Origin of the sequence: Dysgonomonas sp. 37-18 (genome assembly GCF_001899125.1) — a bacterium.
Classification (GTDB): Bacteria; Bacteroidota; Bacteroidia; order Bacteroidales; family Dysgonomonadaceae; genus Dysgonomonas.
In genome coordinates, this window is sequence record NZ_MKVC01000013.1 from 39,277 (window position 1) to 56,496 (window position 17,220).

Sequence of the window (17,220 nt, forward strand, 5' to 3'; positions counted from 1 at the left end):
TCTTGTTTTGTGAACTTATGGTTTTGTTGATACCTGTTCACTGGTTTTACCAAAACGGCGTTCCCGATTTTGGAAGTCTACAACGGCCTTAAATAACGATTCTTCGTTAAAGTCGGGCCAAAGCTCATCTGTGAAATAAAGTTCGGAATAGGCTATTTGCCAAAGAAGGAAATTGCTGATGCGTAGCTCGCCTCCGGTTCTTACTAATATATCAGGATCGGGAATTCCTTTCGTAGACAAATACTGTGGAATTAGAGATTCTTCGATGTCTTCCAATTTTATTTTTCCGGCTTTCACGTCACTCGCTATTGTCTTCATGGCCTTTGTCAATTCCCACTTCGAAGAATAACTCAGAGCCAGCACAACTGTGGTGCCTGTACATACCGATGTTTCATTCAAGCAGAAATCCAGCGCTTTCTGTGTGTCCGCGGGCAAACGGTCTATATCACCTATCACCTTTACCCGTATATTGTTTTTTATCAGATCAGGGGTTTCGTTGGCTACAGCCTGTATCATCAATGCCATCAGTGCCTTAACCTCTTCTTCGGGTCTCTTCCAGTTTTCGGTAGAGAATGTGTAAAGGGTTATATAGGCTATCTCGGCTTTGGCCGCTGCCTCAATTGTTCTGCGTACAGCAACAATGCCTTCTTTGTGCCCAAAAGAGCGATCCAGATTTTGACTTTTCGCCCAACGCCCGTTGCCATCCATGATTATGGCTACATGTTTGGGTATTTTAGTTTTATCTATTTGGTCAAAATATGACATTTATATTTTATTTTAAATTAATCAGAATTTAAGCAAGGACATACTCTACGTCCGAAATCCCATGTTATAGTAAACATTGTAAGGGAATACCAATCGTTGTTTTTGAATATGCTACCTTTTATCCCATAAGGGCTATCGAGGTCAAATTTACTGTTTTTCTCGGTCACGTCAAATGAGTCGCTGAATAATTTCCTGAAAGAGAATTCAAATCCTATATTCAAGCGATCTTTCATTTTGTATTTCAGCCCGATGCCTATAGGTATATTTGCATCTAAGAATTTCTTCTCTCCCGAAGCAAAAGTTATTCCTACACCTGTAAACACGTATGGTGTTATCCGTTTGGTGCCAAGGTAACTGAACTTATCACTATAATTAAATAAATTGAACTCAATCTGGCTTCCTAATTCGTAAAACATCCTGCTGAAGGATGCTTGCTGATCATGCGGAAATTTATTTCCCATGTTTTTGGTGTCGCCCGATACTTTGCCTATTACAAAGTTGTTTTTTACAGACCATCTTAAGTCTTTATTATATCTGAAAATAACGCCGGCCGATAATCCCGGGTTCTGATATAATTTTGTCTTATTGGCATCTCCCATATAGAAAGATGTGCCTGCCATTCCGCCAATCTCATATTTGTAGTCGTCTTGTGCGTTGAGTGTGATAGACGAGAAGAGAGAGGCTGAAATAAGTATAAAAATTAAAAGTATCTCTTTTCTCATTATAAATTTATTATTCAATATCTATCTTTATCTAACGCAAAAGTAAGACAATAAGTATATCGACTGCCAGTTTTAATCTGGGAGAACTTACGGATTAAGACGATTTAAGCGACCTCTCCAAATCTCTTTGACTGGTGTAGATCCTGTTTTTGGTATTCCGCCGAATATCCAAATATAGTTCTCACTATCTACTATTACCGATTGCCCCGAGGCTTTAGGTATACTTGTACTTAAACTTTCTTTGGATGGAGCTAAAATCCATTTAACGCCCATGCTGTCACTTTTATATAGTATATTTCCGGTTAGCGCAAACAAGTAGGTGTCGTATGAGAAACAACTGATACCGTCATTCGCACCGAATAGTAAGTTAACTTGATTTGAACCTAGTTCCAGAAGATTGTCATCTCCCGCACGTAAAGACCATGTAAGGTTCGATTGCTGATTGTTGAACCCTCTACCTCCTGTGATTGTCAGCACATTGCTGCTCAGATTTGCCCTGTTGATAAAAGTAACCGGAGAGAAATCTGAAACCGGAAAGCTTTGGCTTATTTCGTTCGAGAATGGATTGCTGCTTAAGTTCTTCACAAGAACCAACGTTTGCATGTCTGCCGTTTTAGCGAAGTAGTATTTACCGCCTTGCTCCGTAGCTACTAAGAGTGAATCTTTTGCTGCAGTGGCTCCCGGTAATACGCCATAAATAGCTTTTACTTCGTTATTCTTGGCTGTCCAATTGATACCGTCGTTAGAACTGTATGATTGATTGTTCTTGTCTACAACATAGAACGTATTGTTGAATAGTGTTATACTTTCTATTACAATATTTGCAGCCGAAGGCCCTGTTGTTATTGGATTTTTAGACCATGCAAGAGCTCCTTTTGATGCTTTATATACAGCTAGATTACCGTCTGCAATAGTAAATGTATAGAAATCGTTATCTTTCAATACTGTTTTTTGTTGTATTCCAACTGCATCTGGTAGTGTGGCTACCTTGTGCCATATAATTGTATCGGGGTCTATCTTGTGTATTCGTATATCGATTGTATATTCTCTGCTGTCGAGACCATTTGCCGCATATACCTTGATTTTAGGATTTAATGCATAGTTTATAGAATCTGTACCGTTCCATTCTGCAATAGAATCGGGATATACAAGCTGAAGCTTACCGATACCGTAAGACGAATATGTGAGCGTTGTGGCAAATTTCTTTATTTTTGTTTTGTATGGCAATGAGTCTATGTTGTAAATGAGATTTCGACTCTGATCGATTGAAAATTTGGTGCTTGCCATTATAGGATAGTTGACAGAGTCGATAGAAGATACCGCTATGGCTGACAACTTGAACGAATAAATCTGAGCATCGGCAGAACCGCCTTCAGTTGTAGTAGTCGTATTATTATCATTACAAGAACTTAATGCAATGAGTGAAAAAGTTACGAAAAGTAGTAGGTAAGAAAATTTCTTCAACTTCATTATTTTAATCAGTTTTATTCAATATCAATGTGCAAAAATAGAAAGAATTTCGGCTTATGCGTCAACAAATCTAATATTTATATAATTTTATGGTTAGGCTAAACGTATATGAATGTGTTTAGAAGCCCCCCAATTTATCTCATTTAAGATATGCCCCGCAATGATGGGAGCTCGTACTCCATTGTTGAACGTAATGCCCGAAATTTCAATGAAGGCTTCATCCCACAATCTTTTATCTATAATACTTTGAAGCAGTTCTTGTCCTCCCTCAACGAGTACCGAAATGATTTTCCGCTTTTTGAGTGTCGTGAATATATTCTCCAACAGGTTTTCGTCGAATGGAATTTGGATGAAAGTAACTTTCTCCAGCTTCGGAAAAGACTCTTTTTCGGTGAATACAATCGTTTCTACTTTTCCATCAAAAATCGTATAATTGAGCGGTATGCGTCCTTGCCTGTCGAGTATGACACGTACGGGGTTTTTTCCATACCAATGTCGTGTTGTGAGCGACGGATTGTCTTTTATTGCCGTATTTGTACCTATCATAATTGCAGGAACAACTGCTCTTTTCTTATGTACAAGCATTTTCGAAAACTCATTCGATATCGGCGTTGGCTGAGGAATGTCTTTCTCGTCTCTGGCTTTGTCTATAAAACCATCCTGAGTCTGTGCCCACTTGAGGTATATATATGGTCTGCCTTTTGTTTGTATGGTAAAGAACTCTTTGTTTAGCTCCCATGCTTCCCGCTCTAATATTCCTACATCAACCTTTATGCCGGCATCTTGCAGCATTTTTATTCCTCGTCCCGAAACAGCAGGGTAGGGGTCGAGGCATGCGATTACTACATGCGGAATCTGGTTGTCGATAATCAGTTGTGCACATGGAGGTGTTTTTCCTTGGTGTGCACATGGTTCGAGTGATACATAGATGGTAGACTCTTTGAGTAATGATTTGTCTTTCACGCTGGCGATGGCGTTCACTTCGGCATGGGCTTTGCCATACTCACGGTGGAAGCCTTCTCCTATTATCTTATCGTTGTGAACTACCACAGCACCCACCATCGGATTGGGACTTACAAATCCTTTTCCATTGAGCGCCAGTTGCAGGCAACGATACATATATTTTTCGTCAACAGTCATTCTTTTGAGTTTCTACAACAGAGAAACGCAATTATTACGAGGTTATTTTACTGTAAAGATTTTTTTATAAAATATTATTTGGCTGCGATTACTTCTATCTCCACCAATGCTCCTTTTGGCAGGTCTTTGACAGCAAAAGCCGAACGTGCGGGGAATGTTCCCGAAAACTGTGTAGCATACACCTCGTTCATTGCCCCAAAGTGAGCTATGTCGTTTAGCAATACGGTAGTTTTTACGATATTATCGGTTGTAAGACCTGCTTCGGCAAGGATTGCTTTAATGTTTTTGAAACATTGTTCGGTTTGTTCCTTAGCGCCGCCTTCGGGAAAATCACCCGTTGCCGGATCGATAGGAAGTTGTCCCGAAAGAAATACCATCCCATTTAATTCTACAGCCTGACTGTATGGCCCTATTGCCGCAGGTGCATTATTCGTTGAAATTATTTTTTTCATTGTACGCTGAGTTTGAATGATGAATATTATTTTATGCCCTTCTGGCGTATCACTTCATAGATCAGTACTCCGGCGGCAACAGATACATTGAGTGAACCTATTGTGCCGAATTGAGGTATTTTTACAAGATTGTCTGCTATTCGCAAGTTGTCGTTCGATACTCCGGTGTCTTCCGCACCCATTACAAAAGCTATAGGACCCGAGTAATCAACAGCTGTATAGTCGTCAGCACCACGTTCGGTGGCTGCAACTACTTTTATTCCGCTGTTTTTCAGGAACTGAATTGCATTGGTAAGGCTTTGCTCCTTGCATACAGGGATTTTGAGCAATGCTCCTGCTGATGTCTTTATGGCATCGGCATTTACGGTTACACTACCCTTTGCCGGTATAACGATTGCATCTACACCCGCTACTTCACACGTACGTGCAATGGCTCCGAAGTTGCGCACATCGGTGATTCCATCCAGCACTAGAATGAAGGGGTCTTTCCCCTGCTCATACAAGAAAGGAATAATATCTTCGATATGCTCGTATGTGATAGCCGAAAGGAAGGCAATTACCCCCTGGTGGTTTTTGCGTGTAAAACGGTCGAGGCGTTCGTTGGGTACACGTTGCACCGCAATGTCTCGTGATTTTAGCAAAGCAAACAATTCTTTCGAAAGGTCTCCTTGAAGTTCACGTTTTACAATTACTTTATCTATTTCTTTTCCGGCTTCTATGGCTTCTATTATAGCACGTATGCCGAAAATCATTTCTTTCTCTTTCATTCTGTTATATTTAGGGTCGCAGACCTATTTGTTATTTTTGTATGTGTGGCAACTACTATTCGTTGATAATGATAATGTTATACTAAATTTTTCGGGTTGCCTACCTCTCGTCTTTGCAATGCTAATTTACTTTTTTTGTATCCATATCCAAAATATATAATCAATCCGATTGCAAGCCATATAAGGAACATTACCCAGTTTGACCATCCCAACTCTGTCATCAGATATAAATTGGTAAGGATTCCCAATACGGGTAGCAACGAAAACTTATACCTGAATGCCGCAACAGACAATCCCAGCCATATAGCCCAAAAGACTATCAGTAAGGGTTTGCTGACAATAACTTCTGTATAATCGGTTTTACCAATAAACAAAGATACTCCAACTATGAATAATATAAAAATGATATATTGCCCATTTATGTAGGGAACCTTAAATTTAGCCTTTTTACTTTCCCCTTTATGATCGAGAAACAGCACTCCCGAACACACAAGGATAAATGCAAAGAATGTACCTACGCTGGTAAGATCGACTACAAATTGCATGTCGAGAAACAATGAAGGTATACAGACTACAATTCCTGTAATAATAGTGGAGAAGGACGGAGTCTTATATTTGGGATGAATTTTCGAAAATTTAGGCCATAGCAATCCGTCGCGGCTCATTGTCATCCATATACGAGGCTGTCCGATCTGGAAGACGAGTATTGCGCTTGTGATAGCAATTATCGCCGTGAAAGATATTACCCCTGCCACAAAATCCATATTTACCAATTGGAATACGTATGCTAAAGGGTCGTCTACACCCAAGTTTTTATAGTTTACCATTCCCGTGAGTACAAGTGCTATTGCAACATACAATATGGTACATATACCCAAGCAGTAGAGCATTGCACGAGGCATGTCCCGTTGTGGATTTTTGCTTTCTTCGGCTGTGGTAGATATCGAATCGAAGCCGATGAAGGCAAAGAAGACAGCAGCCACACCCCCGAGAATGCCTTGTATGCCATTTGGTGCAAAAGGAGACCAGTTTTCGGGTTTTACAAAAAATGCTCCGATAAGGATTACGGCCAGTATTATTCCTATTTTGAGATATACCAATAAATTGTTGAGCGTTTTAGATTCCTTTATTCCCAAAAAGACAAGAAAAGTAAGTGCGGTAACTACAAGTCCCGCAGGCAGGTTGATCAATATTTTTGAGCCGAAAAGTTCGGGGGCATTCTGATATATTTGGGCAGCCTTTAGTATGTGTGCAGGCAGGTCTGTACCTCCATGCAGTACTGCATTATGGGCTTTGTATGCCGTGGCGTATCCTATGGCAAGCCAGTCGGGCCACTGTATGCCAAACCCTTGCAGCAGGGTGGTGAAATATTCCGACCACGAAATTGCTATCACCATATTCGATACGGCATATTCGAGTATCAGTGCCCAGCCTATTGTCCATGCAAATATTTCGCCTAACGACACATAGGTGTATGTGTACGCACTTCCGCTCACTGATATCATAGATGCAAACTGAGCATAACACAGTGCTGTGAAGATACAGGCTATGGCAACAAAAACAAAAAGGAGTGACACTGCCGGTCCTCCATGAAAAGCTGCACGTCCTATCGTGCTGAAAATACCTGCGCCCACAATGGCAGCAATACCGAAAAGCGTCAGGTCTCTCACGCCGAGTACTCTTTTCATTCCCGAGCCGATAGAATCGCCCTCGCCGGAGATACTATCGATGCTCTTTTTTCTTATAAAAGAATTTAAATTCATCTATGTAAATATTCTTTTTCTATATTATAAAGAATTTGCAGATATAACAGGAAGCTTAATATATATCACTAATTATAATTTTGATCTTTATAAATTGATTGTATAAATGTCATATACTGTGGCTCTTGCTCCGAAGCCTTCTTTTTGTTCTATGAGCCCCTCGTTGAGATACAATCCGTTGTCTTCGGTGGAAACCCCATAGTCGAAATATTTCTTGTCAGGGTACGCTTCACTTATTATATGGTCTACCAGCAAATCTGTAGCTCCCTTTTTCTTTCCCTCGTCTGATGCTGCAATGTATTGGATATGTGCAACTGTTTTGGTTTCGAAAATAAGGCAGCCTGCAACTATATCCTTATCCGCATTTTTTACGGTAAAGAGATGTATGTTTTTCGGGAATTTCTTTTTCAATAAAAGAATTTCTTCCAAAGAATGCACCGGCTGTTTGTTGTATCGTGTTTGCAGATTGTGTTCCAAGATTTTCCAAAAACCTTCCCAGTTATCAGATTTCTTTACTTTCAGATCACTCTTTTCTGCTTTTTTTATTCCTCGTTTTCGGAGTTCAGAATATTTTATTTTTTCGGAGATAAGTATCGACGATGATATATTTCGTTCTGTAAGCTCCGCTTTGTTGCGAAAGAGGGCATACAGGTCTTCTTCTGCGGGTTGCTGATGATAGATATGAGGAATAGTTTTGTAAACAATCTTCTTTATCCCTTGCCTGCAAAATGTGACGGTCAGGTATTCAAATGCAGATAATATGTTTTTTGCTTTTGTATCCTTACTCATTATCATACCGCCGTATGTCAATCCCTTGTGAGAATAAAACACTTTGTTTTCGAGATGTCCCGGCAGAAGAGCAATCAATTTCCCTTTTTCGAAGAAGAGTAGAGAATAGTCTTTAAAGCGGTTGCCGTGATATTCTATAAAATCCCGATATAAAAGAAATGTGCCATTTTTCGAATTGCGAACAAAATTATCCCATTCGAGCTTGAAGTCGGGCGTGTATATTTTAATTTCCATCCTGACGGTATTTGATGAAATCTGAATAAGAATGAATGTAATTCATAGGATCATACTCGTCGGATGCTAATGCCATACATCTTGCATTCGGCGAATACTCTGTCTCTACCGCCCATATACCCGGAGGAATATGAAGCCCGTAAGAAGAGCTATCAAGGGTGACTGTTTTTTTATTTATCCCGTCATTCAACTCTACTTCGAAATTGCCATTTATTGCAATCAGTATTTCGTGACAAAGCTTATGGGCATGCATCCCTCTTCTTTCTCCTGCGGGGATATCATAGATATAGAAAACCCGCTTTACGGTAAAGGGGATATAGTTTGCTATATTTTTATTCTCCTCCAGAGGGATAAGCGCACAATCTGACACTGTATATTTTTTTGACGAAGAAGCCTTTTTAGTCGAAGTTTTAGATTCCTTATCGGATGATATAATCAAACCTATTGCATTTTCCGATATGTATTTTATCTCGCCTTTGTCTTGAGTATATAATGCTTGGTGAGGTTTATCGAGTGTGTATCTTTTATTGTGAACGGATATTTCTACAACGCCTTGCAAAGCAATCAATATCTGTTCGTTCTTTTCTAAGTCTTGCTTTTGCGTAATCAGCGAAACACAAGAGATATCGAACGGTATATGCTGCTCTATTTCGGCAAAGGTAAGTTTGCCCCGATGGTCTGTGATGGTTGGTAATTCGATAAAACTGTCTCTCTCCATATCCATTATCTTAGCCAAGGTTCAGGATTCATCTTGTTTGTACCTTGCCAGAGTTGGAAGTGCATTTGAGAGTAGCCCGTGTCGGGATCGGTATATACTTTACCCAACGACTGACCTGTTTTTACGGTATCACCTTGTTTCACATATATGCTCTGTATATTGCCATAGAAGGTATAATAGTTTCCATGACGGACAATGATACAGGTGTTATATCCCGGAATTGCGGCTACATAGGTTACTTCACCATTAAATACGGATTTGGCATCGGCTCCCGCCTGAGATCGGATGTCTATACCTCCGCTCGAGGTGGTTACATTCCATTTGCTGTGCTGGTGTGTACCAAAACGTGTGGTAATGGTTGCGTTTCCAGATATAGGGTAAGGAAGTCTACCTTTGTTTGCCGCAAAGTTGTTTGACAATGTTATATTTTCGGGAGTAGAAGTGGCAACAGGAGTACGTGTCGTTGTTCTGCTTTCGCTCGATCTAGTCCGAGTCTTACTCTTATTATTCGTTGTCGCATTATTATTTTTCGCTGCTTCTGCACGCGCTTTTTCTTCAGCTATTCGTTTTGCTTCACGTTCCTGACGGGCTACCTCTTCGGCGATGAGCTTCGCTATCTGTCTGTCGAGGGCTTCGGCTTGATTTCTCTTCTGAGTCAGTATTTTTTGGAGGTCTTTCTGTTTGCTTTGTGCTTCGCTAACCTCTTGCTGATAATTTGTTTCTTCTTTCTTTAGCTTGTCTTGTTCCGAAGAGCGAAGGTTGATTAGCGTCACCTTTTCGGTCTTTACTTTCTTCAACGCTTCTTTTCTTTCTTTGAGCGTTTCGCTCTTTTCTTTTATCTCGTCAGCCTGCTGGCTTCTCCACTCCGAGTATTCTCTCAGATAACGCATTCTTCGGTACGACTCGGTGAGTGATTTGCCCGATAGGATAAACAATAATTTGTTTTCTCCTTGCCTGTTGCGCTGCATGGCATCGATTGCTTTGGCGTAATTGGCTTGCTTTGCTTTCAGCTCGGCTTCGAGGATTATAATTTCCTTCCCTATCTGTATTTCTTCGGCAGAGATACCGCTCACCTCCTGTTCGAGAAGTCCTAATACTTTTTGGCGCGAAAATATTTGGTTAGAGATCAGTTTTATTCTGTCTAGCAGGTTTGTTGTCGTTTTCTTTGTTTCACGCAATAGCTTGTCTGTATTTGAAATCTCACGCAGGGCATCTTTCCTTTGCTGCTCCAGTTCTTTTATCTTGGCTGTTTGAGCAAAAGAAGAAATACTAATGACGAGTGTGAGTAAGAGAAGTGTTTTTCTCATTTCAATTTTATGTAAGCTCCTATAATATCCGAAAATCCAACTTTTTTGTATTTAGAAGGAATCGATGTATCTACACTAAAGTCTTTATCTATATCCAGATTGTCGTATGAAATATTGATGTTGGCTTGTTTTTTTGCAAAGCTAACCTTTGCTTCCATATTTGTCGGATATACATGGTTGTTGTCTTTGATAAAGTTGCTGTAATCCCATTGGATGGAAACATTCTTTTTCTCCTGACTGATAAGGGTAGATATAATTCTGTCGGACGCATCAACCTCGAAGTTATACAACAAATCGCTTTTACCTTTTGTTTGCATCAGGTACGTATCGTTTGTTGAGGTAACTTTAAATTTTCCGAAGTCTTTATTTACGACCTCTTTATATCCGGGAATAAATAACCTGTTGGTAAACAGTGCCTGAAGGTTGTAGTAATTGAAGTCGAAGCCTGCAACTACTTTCGAGTCTTTGTATCGTTCCGCCATGTATTGTTTTTTTAGGCGGTCTATGATAACTATACTGTCGGGCGTGAAGTTGATGCGCATAGCCTCTCCTCCTATAAACGGTATTCGTACCGAAGCCTGAAGTATACTATCTTTTATTATTTTAAATACCGCAGGAACTTTTTGTGACGATTTGCCCGATTTGAACTCGATGCTGCCCTTTGTGGTCAGCGTTTTATAATCGAGTTCCGATTTCAAGGCGTCGGCAATCACTTCATTATTGTTCTTCTCGGCCAATGTGCCCCCTGTAGTCAGTGTCTTTTTCGATCCGCAACTGCTGATTGCAAAAGGTATTGCCAGAGTGACAAGTACTATAAGTATATATCTGTTGGATAGTTTCATTTTTCGACAAAGTAAGTTTTTGTTTCAATTTTTTTGTCCAGCGTTTTCGATTTGCTGTCACCTTTCTCTTTTGCCTTTATCCAGTATTCCAGTGCTTTTTCGGTCTCTCCGGTTTTGTATAATACATCGCCGTAATGCTCGAGTACTTCACTGCTGATTTCTGTCTTTTTTTCTTCGCTATACTTTATGGCGTTTTCGATATATATTTTTGCCATCGTGTAAGCTCCTTGCTCAAACAATACCCATCCGTAGGTATCCAAGTAGGTAGGGTTTGTTGGTTCTGCTTTTACCGTAACACTACTCATTCTCTCTGCCTTGTCCAAATTCTTTCTGGCTACGGAAAGGAAATAGCTATAATTGTTGAGCACACCCATGTTGTTAGGGTTATACTCTATCGCTTTGTCGTAGGTAAGGAATGCGCTGTCGAGCTTGTTTAGGTGGTAATACAAGTCACCTATTTGCCCGTAGAAGTCGGATAGAAGAGATACGTTTTCTTCGTCTACATATACCACTCCTTTTTGCAGTGTTTCCAGCGCAGTATTATAATCATCTTTCATATACTCCGAAATACCCAAGTAGAAGTAAAACTGAGGTTGTTCGGGGTTGTATGATATGGCTTGCTTACAAACTCTGATTGTCATGTCCAGACTGTCTGGAAATGCTGTGCTCAGCAGTTGTTCCCATCCTACCGGGTTGGTTGGGTTGGCTTCTGCAAATACCTGATATTGGAATCGAGCTTCTTCTTTTTTGTTTTGCATCATCAGCAGATTGCCATACATGAGGTTCAGCTTCGGCTCTTGTGGATGTTGTACCATCAAGGAGTCGAACAGCTGATTGGCTACCTTTGTGTCCTGTCTGTTTTGCTGCAAAGTGCCTACATACTGAGCCAGAATAGCCAACTTGGTGTCGATCTCCATCTTGCGGCTCATAAGGGCTGTGTGAAGTTCTTCTTCGGCTGCCTCTTTGTTGTTTGTTCTTTCGTAATATTCAGCAAGTGACGATATCAGATAAGGATCTTCGGGGTCGATGGATTTTGCTTTACTGTAGACCATGTACGCCTCATTATTTTTCCCTGCTTGTAAGTATAAGTTGGCAAGCAATATCTGATATTTTATTTCGTACGGATATTTGTCTATATACTTTTGTATTTCTGCAAAAGCCTTGCTCTCTTGTTTTATGGCTGTATAAAGTTGGTACTTATGCAGGCTGATCTTCTCGTTCAGTCCTACTATTTGCTCCAGCTTGTCGAGGGTAGATATCGCCTTGTGTATGTTTCCATCCTGGCGATAGGCTTCCGACAGATATACATATAAGTCCGAGTTGTCGGGGTTGGATACAAGAAGCTTTTCGAACTGTTCTATAGCGTCGCTATATTGCTTAAACTCTAAGCAAAGGCTTGCATAGGCCATGTTGTAATAGAAGTTGCTTCCGTCGTAACTTGTAGCCTTACGATAAAAATCCAATGCCTTATTTTTATTATCCAGCGAATTGTAATAGTTACCCAATTCGTAATACACATTGGCATTGGTAGAGTCGATAGCCAAGCAGTATCCCAAAAGATCGAAAGCCGAATCAAATTTACTTGTCGCTTTGGCATTCATAGCCTCGTGAAAGTAATAGTCAAACTTGCGCTTATCATCTTCCGACAGTTTAGCCATCGGCAGGTCTTGAGCTTGAGATACGACACTGTTTTTGACAGTCTTCTTCTGTGCCGATAGATCGCAGAATGCTGAGACAACAAATAAGAAGAGAAGGACGCTGTATATAGTTCTTTTCATATAAGAATATAGTTCTTTTTTATTTTTTTCCTGTGTGCCCAAATCCTCCGTCGCCACGCTCAGTCTCACTGATCGAGTCCACTTCTTCCCATACTACTTGCGCATGCTGGGCTATAACCATCTGGCAAATTCGTTCACCATTGTTTATAACAAAGTTGTCGTTGGATAAGTTGACTAAGATAACGCGGATTTCGCCCCGATAGTCGGCATCTATTGTCCCCGGAGAGTTCAGTACGGTCAATCCGTGTTTAGCTGCCAATCCGCTGCGAGGGCGTATTTGCGCTTCGTAGCCCTGTGGTAGCTCCAGATAGAGACCTGTAGGAACCATTGTTCTTTCGAGGGGTTTTAGTGTAATCGGATTTTCTATATTAGCCCTGAGGTCTACTCCTGCTGAATAAGGGGTGGCATACTCGGGAAGGGGATGTTGCGATTTATTTATGATTTTTACTTTCATTGCAATGATTTGTAATACCTTATTATATAGTGTGCGAAATTAGTTAAATCTTTGCAATCTACTTCGCTAATTGATAAAAATTAAGAATTAAAGAAGTTGTTTAAAGTTTTTAGATAAAGCTTTTGATCGATAAAGCTTTTTTGAGTTTTGGATATTTGTTTACAATCGGTATCTTTGCAGCCTAACAAAATATATAAAAAATGGCAACAGCATACCATAATTTATCATCGTACGATCCGGCTACAGTGCCCAATGGAGCAGAAATGACAGTCGGTATCGTGGTATCGGAATGGAACGAGAATATAACAAAGCCTTTGCTTGACGGAGCGTATAGCACATTGAAGAAGCATGGGGTGAAAGAAGAAAATATTCTGATCGACTTTGTTCCGGGAAGTTTTGAGCTTGTTTTTGGCGCAAAACATCTGGCAGAAAATAAGCCGGTGGATGCCGTTATCGTTATCGGATGCGTAGTAAGAGGAGATACTCCACATTTTGACTATGTATGCAGTGGCGTAACTCAAGGTATCGCAGATATGAATATTCGCTATGATATTCCATTCATATTCGGACTTTTAACTACCGACGACATGCAGCAGGCTATAGACCGTGCCGGAGGCAAGCATGGTAACAAAGGGGATGAATGCGCAATAACTGCGATAAAAATGATAGATTTTTACCGCAGAAATTTGGAGGAATAAATAAAAGTATTACCTTTGTATCCGCAAAGCAAAAAGGGCAGTTACCAAAGCGGCCAACTGGGGCTGACTGTAACTCAGCTGACTTACGTCTTCGGAGGTTCGAATCCTTCACTGCCCACTTTTTGAGATGCAAATTATACATTGCGGAAGTAGCTCAGTTGATAGAGCATTAGCCTTCCAAGCTGAGGGTCGCGGGTTTGAGCCCCGTCTTCCGCTCTGATAACAGAAAAGCAATTACAGAAATGTAGTTGCTTTTTTTGTCCTAAAAAAATACTGCTTTTAGGTGTAAAGTTAGCAGGGTATTGTAAGAACGTTAACACAACCACGATTATGGGTATTGAGATTGTACATTGATTTTACAAAAAGCAGATCGCTTACTACAGAAGTGTGAATAAAGTTGTCAATGTTTCTGTCTACAGAAATTCTTCCAATATATCAAATTCAGTATTTAAATAAGGGGGGGTATGTCTTCTGTTTGAAGATATGGCTTTTTGTGTGAAATAACAAGCAAAATAAAGAATTATAAGGAAGCGTATAGCCAACTATTTGTTCATTAGTGAATATTGATATGATAATTTAACAAATTCGTTTTTTATCGAAACTATTGATTTGAAATATTTTGAAGGGTCGCGCATTTCGTCTAAATTTGTGTTAATTCTAATCTGTCAGCGGATTGTATTGGGATTATATAGATTTTAAACGAGAAGTGTTAAGGTATTATCCCATATTCGGAAAATCGCCAAATTTTAATCGCATAGGGGTAGTAGCAATTGGCTCTCACGTTCATTTGGTTTATACGTTTTTTAGTATGAATTATATATGAGCGTGGGGTTAGTTGTCTATCTATGCGATGGGTGTTTGGCGATACCTCTGAATGTGATAGTACGGCTGATTCCCACGCTTCCATATATATTTATCCTGTCTTTCGATGGGAACAGAAAGACGTAAATAAAATAAAAATGGACATTAAAAATGAATTCTACAATTGTTTACAAGAGAGAGGTTTATTTCCTGAGTGTCATGTTGATCGCTTTATCACTTTTATTTATAACGGAAATACATTTAGTATTCGTCCGCTTCATAATGTTGTTGGAGCCGATATCGAGAATGTAGTTTGTATACCTTTAGAGACTGAAATGTTTAGTCTGATCCTTTATAACCTGCACAGCTACGAACTACCCGAAGACAAGAGAGGGGAGATGCTTAATATTGCAGCAAATATTAATTTGAAATATAAAGGTATTAAAACAATTCTGGGTATCGATGACGATTGTCATGTTGAAATTCATCTGCAATTATTGAATAGTTTTTCGCGAGAATTGAAGAATAATTTGGAGATAATTCTTGATAACATGATATTGGCGAATAATGAAATTTCCGGATTGTTAGAATCATAATAATATAATCCCAAGAGGGTTTGTTATATCTTATAAGAATCAAAACAAACTGAAAGGATAAATTCTTGTTTGTTGTTTTTCTTACTATATTTTTAAAACTTTTACATTTAAACCTTTTCTTCGTATTTTTGTCTTAATAACAAGGATACATCATAAAAATACATACTATGAAAAGGATACTACTGAATAAATTCTTCCTGTTTATTTTATTCTGTACGGTTGCTCTATGTTCTTGTGGAGTGTGAAGTTTAGACTCGAAAGTAAAACAACTCAGATTGGGTATGACCAAGCAAGAGGTTGTGAATGTGTTGGGTACGAGCTATACACACCTTGAGGCTGTTGCGGTTCCCGAGGGTGACTTGGAGACAATTGCATACTCCGACAACTTGTATGGAAATAGCTATACAATTCGTTTTCTGAATGATAAATTAGTAGAATGGTTTGCCGGTACTCCCAATAGGACACCTGTACCTGTTGTTGTGCCTGTACCTCATGCCGGGCATAATTAATTGTATGCGATGCGGATTTAGCTTCAATAGCTAAGTGTTAAGGACGTATCAAAAGCGATTACATTTTTGGTTTGCAATCGCTTTTGTTGTATTTATTATTCGTAGAAGAAACTGACGCTTGTTTTTATACCTTCACTTGTATAAGAATAGTGGTAGAGGTTGTATGTGATGTTATATTGGTTTTTATAATTAATTGTTTCTTTGAGTTGCCCGTCTTTGGTGTATGTAGTTACAGTTGTAATCTGCTGAGGATTTGCTTTGGCTGGTGATACTGTAAACAGGGATAACCATTGTTGCTTGAAACTGTCTTTGAATGCACCGTTTCTGTTTTCGAAAGTCATTGTTTCGAAGTCTCCGTTTGCGTGCGTATACTTTATTATATTCCCCTGTTTGTCATATTCAAATTTTTCGGTATCTCCATTACTTTTTGTATACTCGGTTACTTTTCCCCAATCATTCAATTTTATTTTAGATACCGCATTTGTTGCTTTATCAGTGAGGTTAACCGTCTTATTGTCGGGATAGGTAACATTTAGATCGGATATAACACTTATTACTTCCGGCTCGTTTTCTTCAGTAATGAGTATCTCACTTACTTTTCCCTTCTCGTAGATAAATTTGGTTATAAGTCGTGGTGCTGAATGCCCGGTGGCATACTCTTGTATTTCTCTTGCCCAGTTGTATGAAAAATAATAGCGAGTTGACTCTTTATCCACTGTTTCTATCATTGTAGTTACTGCAACGGGCGTGGCTCTTGAAATAGCATCATATATTGTAACCACATACTCAACCTTGCTGCCGTCTTCTGCTGTAACAGTATATTTTACGGGATTCGTAAAGTCAACTTCTGTTCCCGAAACAGGATATATCGTCGCACCTTCCGAAACGGTTATTGTAGGCGTTATTTTAGTCCAATCTGTATCCACAGGAACTTCGGCGTCTACCGTATTTTTTTGCCAATCTATGTCGCCCGAGTTCTGACCGATCTTGAAAACAAGGATATATTTATCTGATGATTTTGCCGTGGTTATCGTCACAAGATACTCTTGCTGAGAGCCATCCTCTGCCGTTACTGTGTATTTTACAGGATTGGTGAAATCCAGTTCCATATCTGAATTCGGGCTGACGGATGATTTGGGCGATACTTTAATCGTCGGTTTTATCTTTTTTAAGTCACTTCCCTTCGGCAGTGCTAGTCTTACAGTTTTATTTGTTTGGTCTATTGTAGCCTCTATAGCATTTACACTAAAAGCTCGGATCTCTTTAATGTTACTTTGGGTATCGTCATCGCAGGCTGTAGCTGTTGCAATCAATAATATCAGATACAAGATTTTTTTTAGTCCCATGATTAGAAAATTTAAATTTTAGAAGTATTAGGCTCTGCTAATTTCTATATGCTTAATTCTCAATTAGCG

The 17,220-nt window shown here is 39.5% G+C and carries 16 protein-coding genes, 2 tRNA genes and 1 pseudogene; 5 read left to right on the forward strand and 14 right to left on the reverse strand.

Going from position 1 to position 17,220, the window contains the following annotated elements:
- Nucleotides 1–15 precede the first annotated feature (15 nt).
- The 13 genes from BGO84_RS04820 to dut form a co-directional block, all read right to left on the reverse strand.
- Nucleotides 16–765, reverse strand: a complete 750-nt coding sequence (locus BGO84_RS04820; RefSeq protein ID WP_291028030.1) for an isoprenyl transferase — start codon at nucleotides 763–765, stop codon at nucleotides 16–18.
- 17 nt (nucleotides 766–782) lie between these two features.
- Nucleotides 783–1,487: a DUF6089 family protein gene (locus BGO84_RS04825; protein ID WP_135104580.1), complete on the reverse strand. Its 705-nt coding sequence runs from the start codon at nucleotides 1,485–1,487 to the stop codon at nucleotides 783–785.
- 87 nt (nucleotides 1,488–1,574) lie between these two features.
- Nucleotides 1,575–2,957 carry a DUF6242 domain-containing protein gene (locus BGO84_RS04830; RefSeq protein WP_291028032.1) on the reverse strand — a complete coding sequence of 461 codons (1,383 nt, stop codon included), beginning with the start codon at nucleotides 2,955–2,957 and terminating at the stop codon, nucleotides 1,575–1,577.
- A gap of 93 nt (nucleotides 2,958–3,050) precedes the next feature.
- Nucleotides 3,051–4,097, reverse strand: coding sequence for a bifunctional diaminohydroxyphosphoribosylaminopyrimidine deaminase/5-amino-6-(5-phosphoribosylamino)uracil reductase RibD (gene ribD, locus BGO84_RS04835; RefSeq protein WP_291028035.1), 1,047 nt, complete (start codon nucleotides 4,095–4,097; stop codon nucleotides 3,051–3,053).
- A gap of 74 nt (nucleotides 4,098–4,171) precedes the next feature.
- Entirely contained in the window at nucleotides 4,172–4,549 is a 378-nt protein-coding gene (locus BGO84_RS04840) for a RidA family protein (RefSeq protein WP_291028037.1), read from the reverse strand.
- 26 nt (nucleotides 4,550–4,575) lie between these two features.
- A complete protein-coding gene (gene rlmB / locus BGO84_RS04845) occupies nucleotides 4,576–5,316 on the reverse strand; it encodes a 23S rRNA (guanosine(2251)-2'-O)-methyltransferase RlmB (protein ID WP_006843842.1) in 741 nt (246 codons plus the stop codon).
- A gap of 77 nt (nucleotides 5,317–5,393) precedes the next feature.
- Nucleotides 5,394–7,079 (reverse strand): amino acid permease, encoded by a 1,686-nt coding sequence (locus BGO84_RS04850; protein ID WP_291028039.1) that lies wholly within the window; start codon nucleotides 7,077–7,079, stop codon nucleotides 5,394–5,396.
- An 87-nt stretch (nucleotides 7,080–7,166) separates the two neighbouring features.
- Nucleotides 7,167–8,102 (reverse strand): GNAT family N-acetyltransferase, encoded by a 936-nt coding sequence (locus BGO84_RS04855; protein WP_291028041.1) that lies wholly within the window; start codon nucleotides 8,100–8,102, stop codon nucleotides 7,167–7,169.
- The gene (locus BGO84_RS04860; RefSeq protein ID WP_291028043.1) at nucleotides 8,092–8,820 is read right to left on the reverse strand and encodes an FdtA/QdtA family cupin domain-containing protein; all 729 of its coding nucleotides are present in this window, start codon (nucleotides 8,818–8,820) and stop codon (nucleotides 8,092–8,094) included. Before BGO84_RS04860 ends, BGO84_RS04855 begins: the two co-directional genes overlap by 11 nt.
- A gap of 5 nt (nucleotides 8,821–8,825) precedes the next feature.
- Nucleotides 8,826–10,127, reverse strand: coding sequence for a peptidoglycan DD-metalloendopeptidase family protein (locus BGO84_RS04865; RefSeq protein WP_291028045.1), 1,302 nt, complete (start codon nucleotides 10,125–10,127; stop codon nucleotides 8,826–8,828).
- A complete protein-coding gene (locus BGO84_RS04870; RefSeq protein WP_291028047.1) occupies nucleotides 10,124–10,969 on the reverse strand; it encodes a DUF4292 domain-containing protein in 846 nt (281 codons plus the stop codon). The genes BGO84_RS04865 and BGO84_RS04870 overlap by 4 nt, the downstream gene beginning before the upstream one ends.
- Nucleotides 10,966–12,747: a tetratricopeptide repeat protein gene (locus tag BGO84_RS04875; RefSeq protein WP_291028049.1), complete on the reverse strand. Its 1,782-nt coding sequence runs from the start codon at nucleotides 12,745–12,747 to the stop codon at nucleotides 10,966–10,968. The genes BGO84_RS04870 and BGO84_RS04875 overlap by 4 nt, the downstream gene beginning before the upstream one ends.
- A 19-nt stretch (nucleotides 12,748–12,766) precedes the next feature.
- Nucleotides 12,767–13,201: a dUTP diphosphatase gene (gene dut, locus BGO84_RS04880; RefSeq protein ID WP_006843835.1), complete on the reverse strand. Its 435-nt coding sequence runs from the start codon at nucleotides 13,199–13,201 to the stop codon at nucleotides 12,767–12,769.
- A gap of 200 nt (nucleotides 13,202–13,401) precedes the next feature.
- On the opposite strand from dut, the gene ribH reads away from it, so the two are divergent.
- From ribH to BGO84_RS04905, 5 genes and pseudogenes are all read left to right on the forward strand, one after another.
- Nucleotides 13,402–13,899: a 6,7-dimethyl-8-ribityllumazine synthase gene (ribH, locus tag BGO84_RS04885; protein ID WP_291028051.1), complete on the forward strand. Its 498-nt coding sequence runs from the start codon at nucleotides 13,402–13,404 to the stop codon at nucleotides 13,897–13,899.
- Nucleotides 13,900–13,934: 35 nt separating this feature from the next.
- Nucleotides 13,935–14,017: transfer RNA gene (locus tag BGO84_RS04890), tRNA-Tyr, on the forward strand.
- Nucleotides 14,018–14,042: 25 nt separating this feature from the next.
- A tRNA-Gly gene (locus BGO84_RS04895) sits at nucleotides 14,043–14,115 on the forward strand.
- Between the two features lie 743 nt (nucleotides 14,116–14,858).
- A complete protein-coding gene (locus BGO84_RS04900; RefSeq protein WP_291028052.1) occupies nucleotides 14,859–15,296 on the forward strand; it encodes a hypothetical protein in 438 nt (145 codons plus the stop codon).
- A 263-nt stretch (nucleotides 15,297–15,559) separates the two neighbouring features.
- A pseudogene (locus BGO84_RS04905) lies at nucleotides 15,560–15,805 on the forward strand (hypothetical protein); the annotation flags it as partial.
- Between the two features lie 95 nt (nucleotides 15,806–15,900).
- On the opposite strand, the gene BGO84_RS04910 reads toward BGO84_RS04905, so the two are convergent.
- Complete coding sequence (locus BGO84_RS04910; RefSeq protein ID WP_291028054.1) at nucleotides 15,901–17,151, reverse strand: DUF5018 domain-containing protein; 1,251 nt, start codon at nucleotides 17,149–17,151, stop codon at nucleotides 15,901–15,903.
- Between the last annotated feature and the right edge of the window lie 69 nt (nucleotides 17,152–17,220).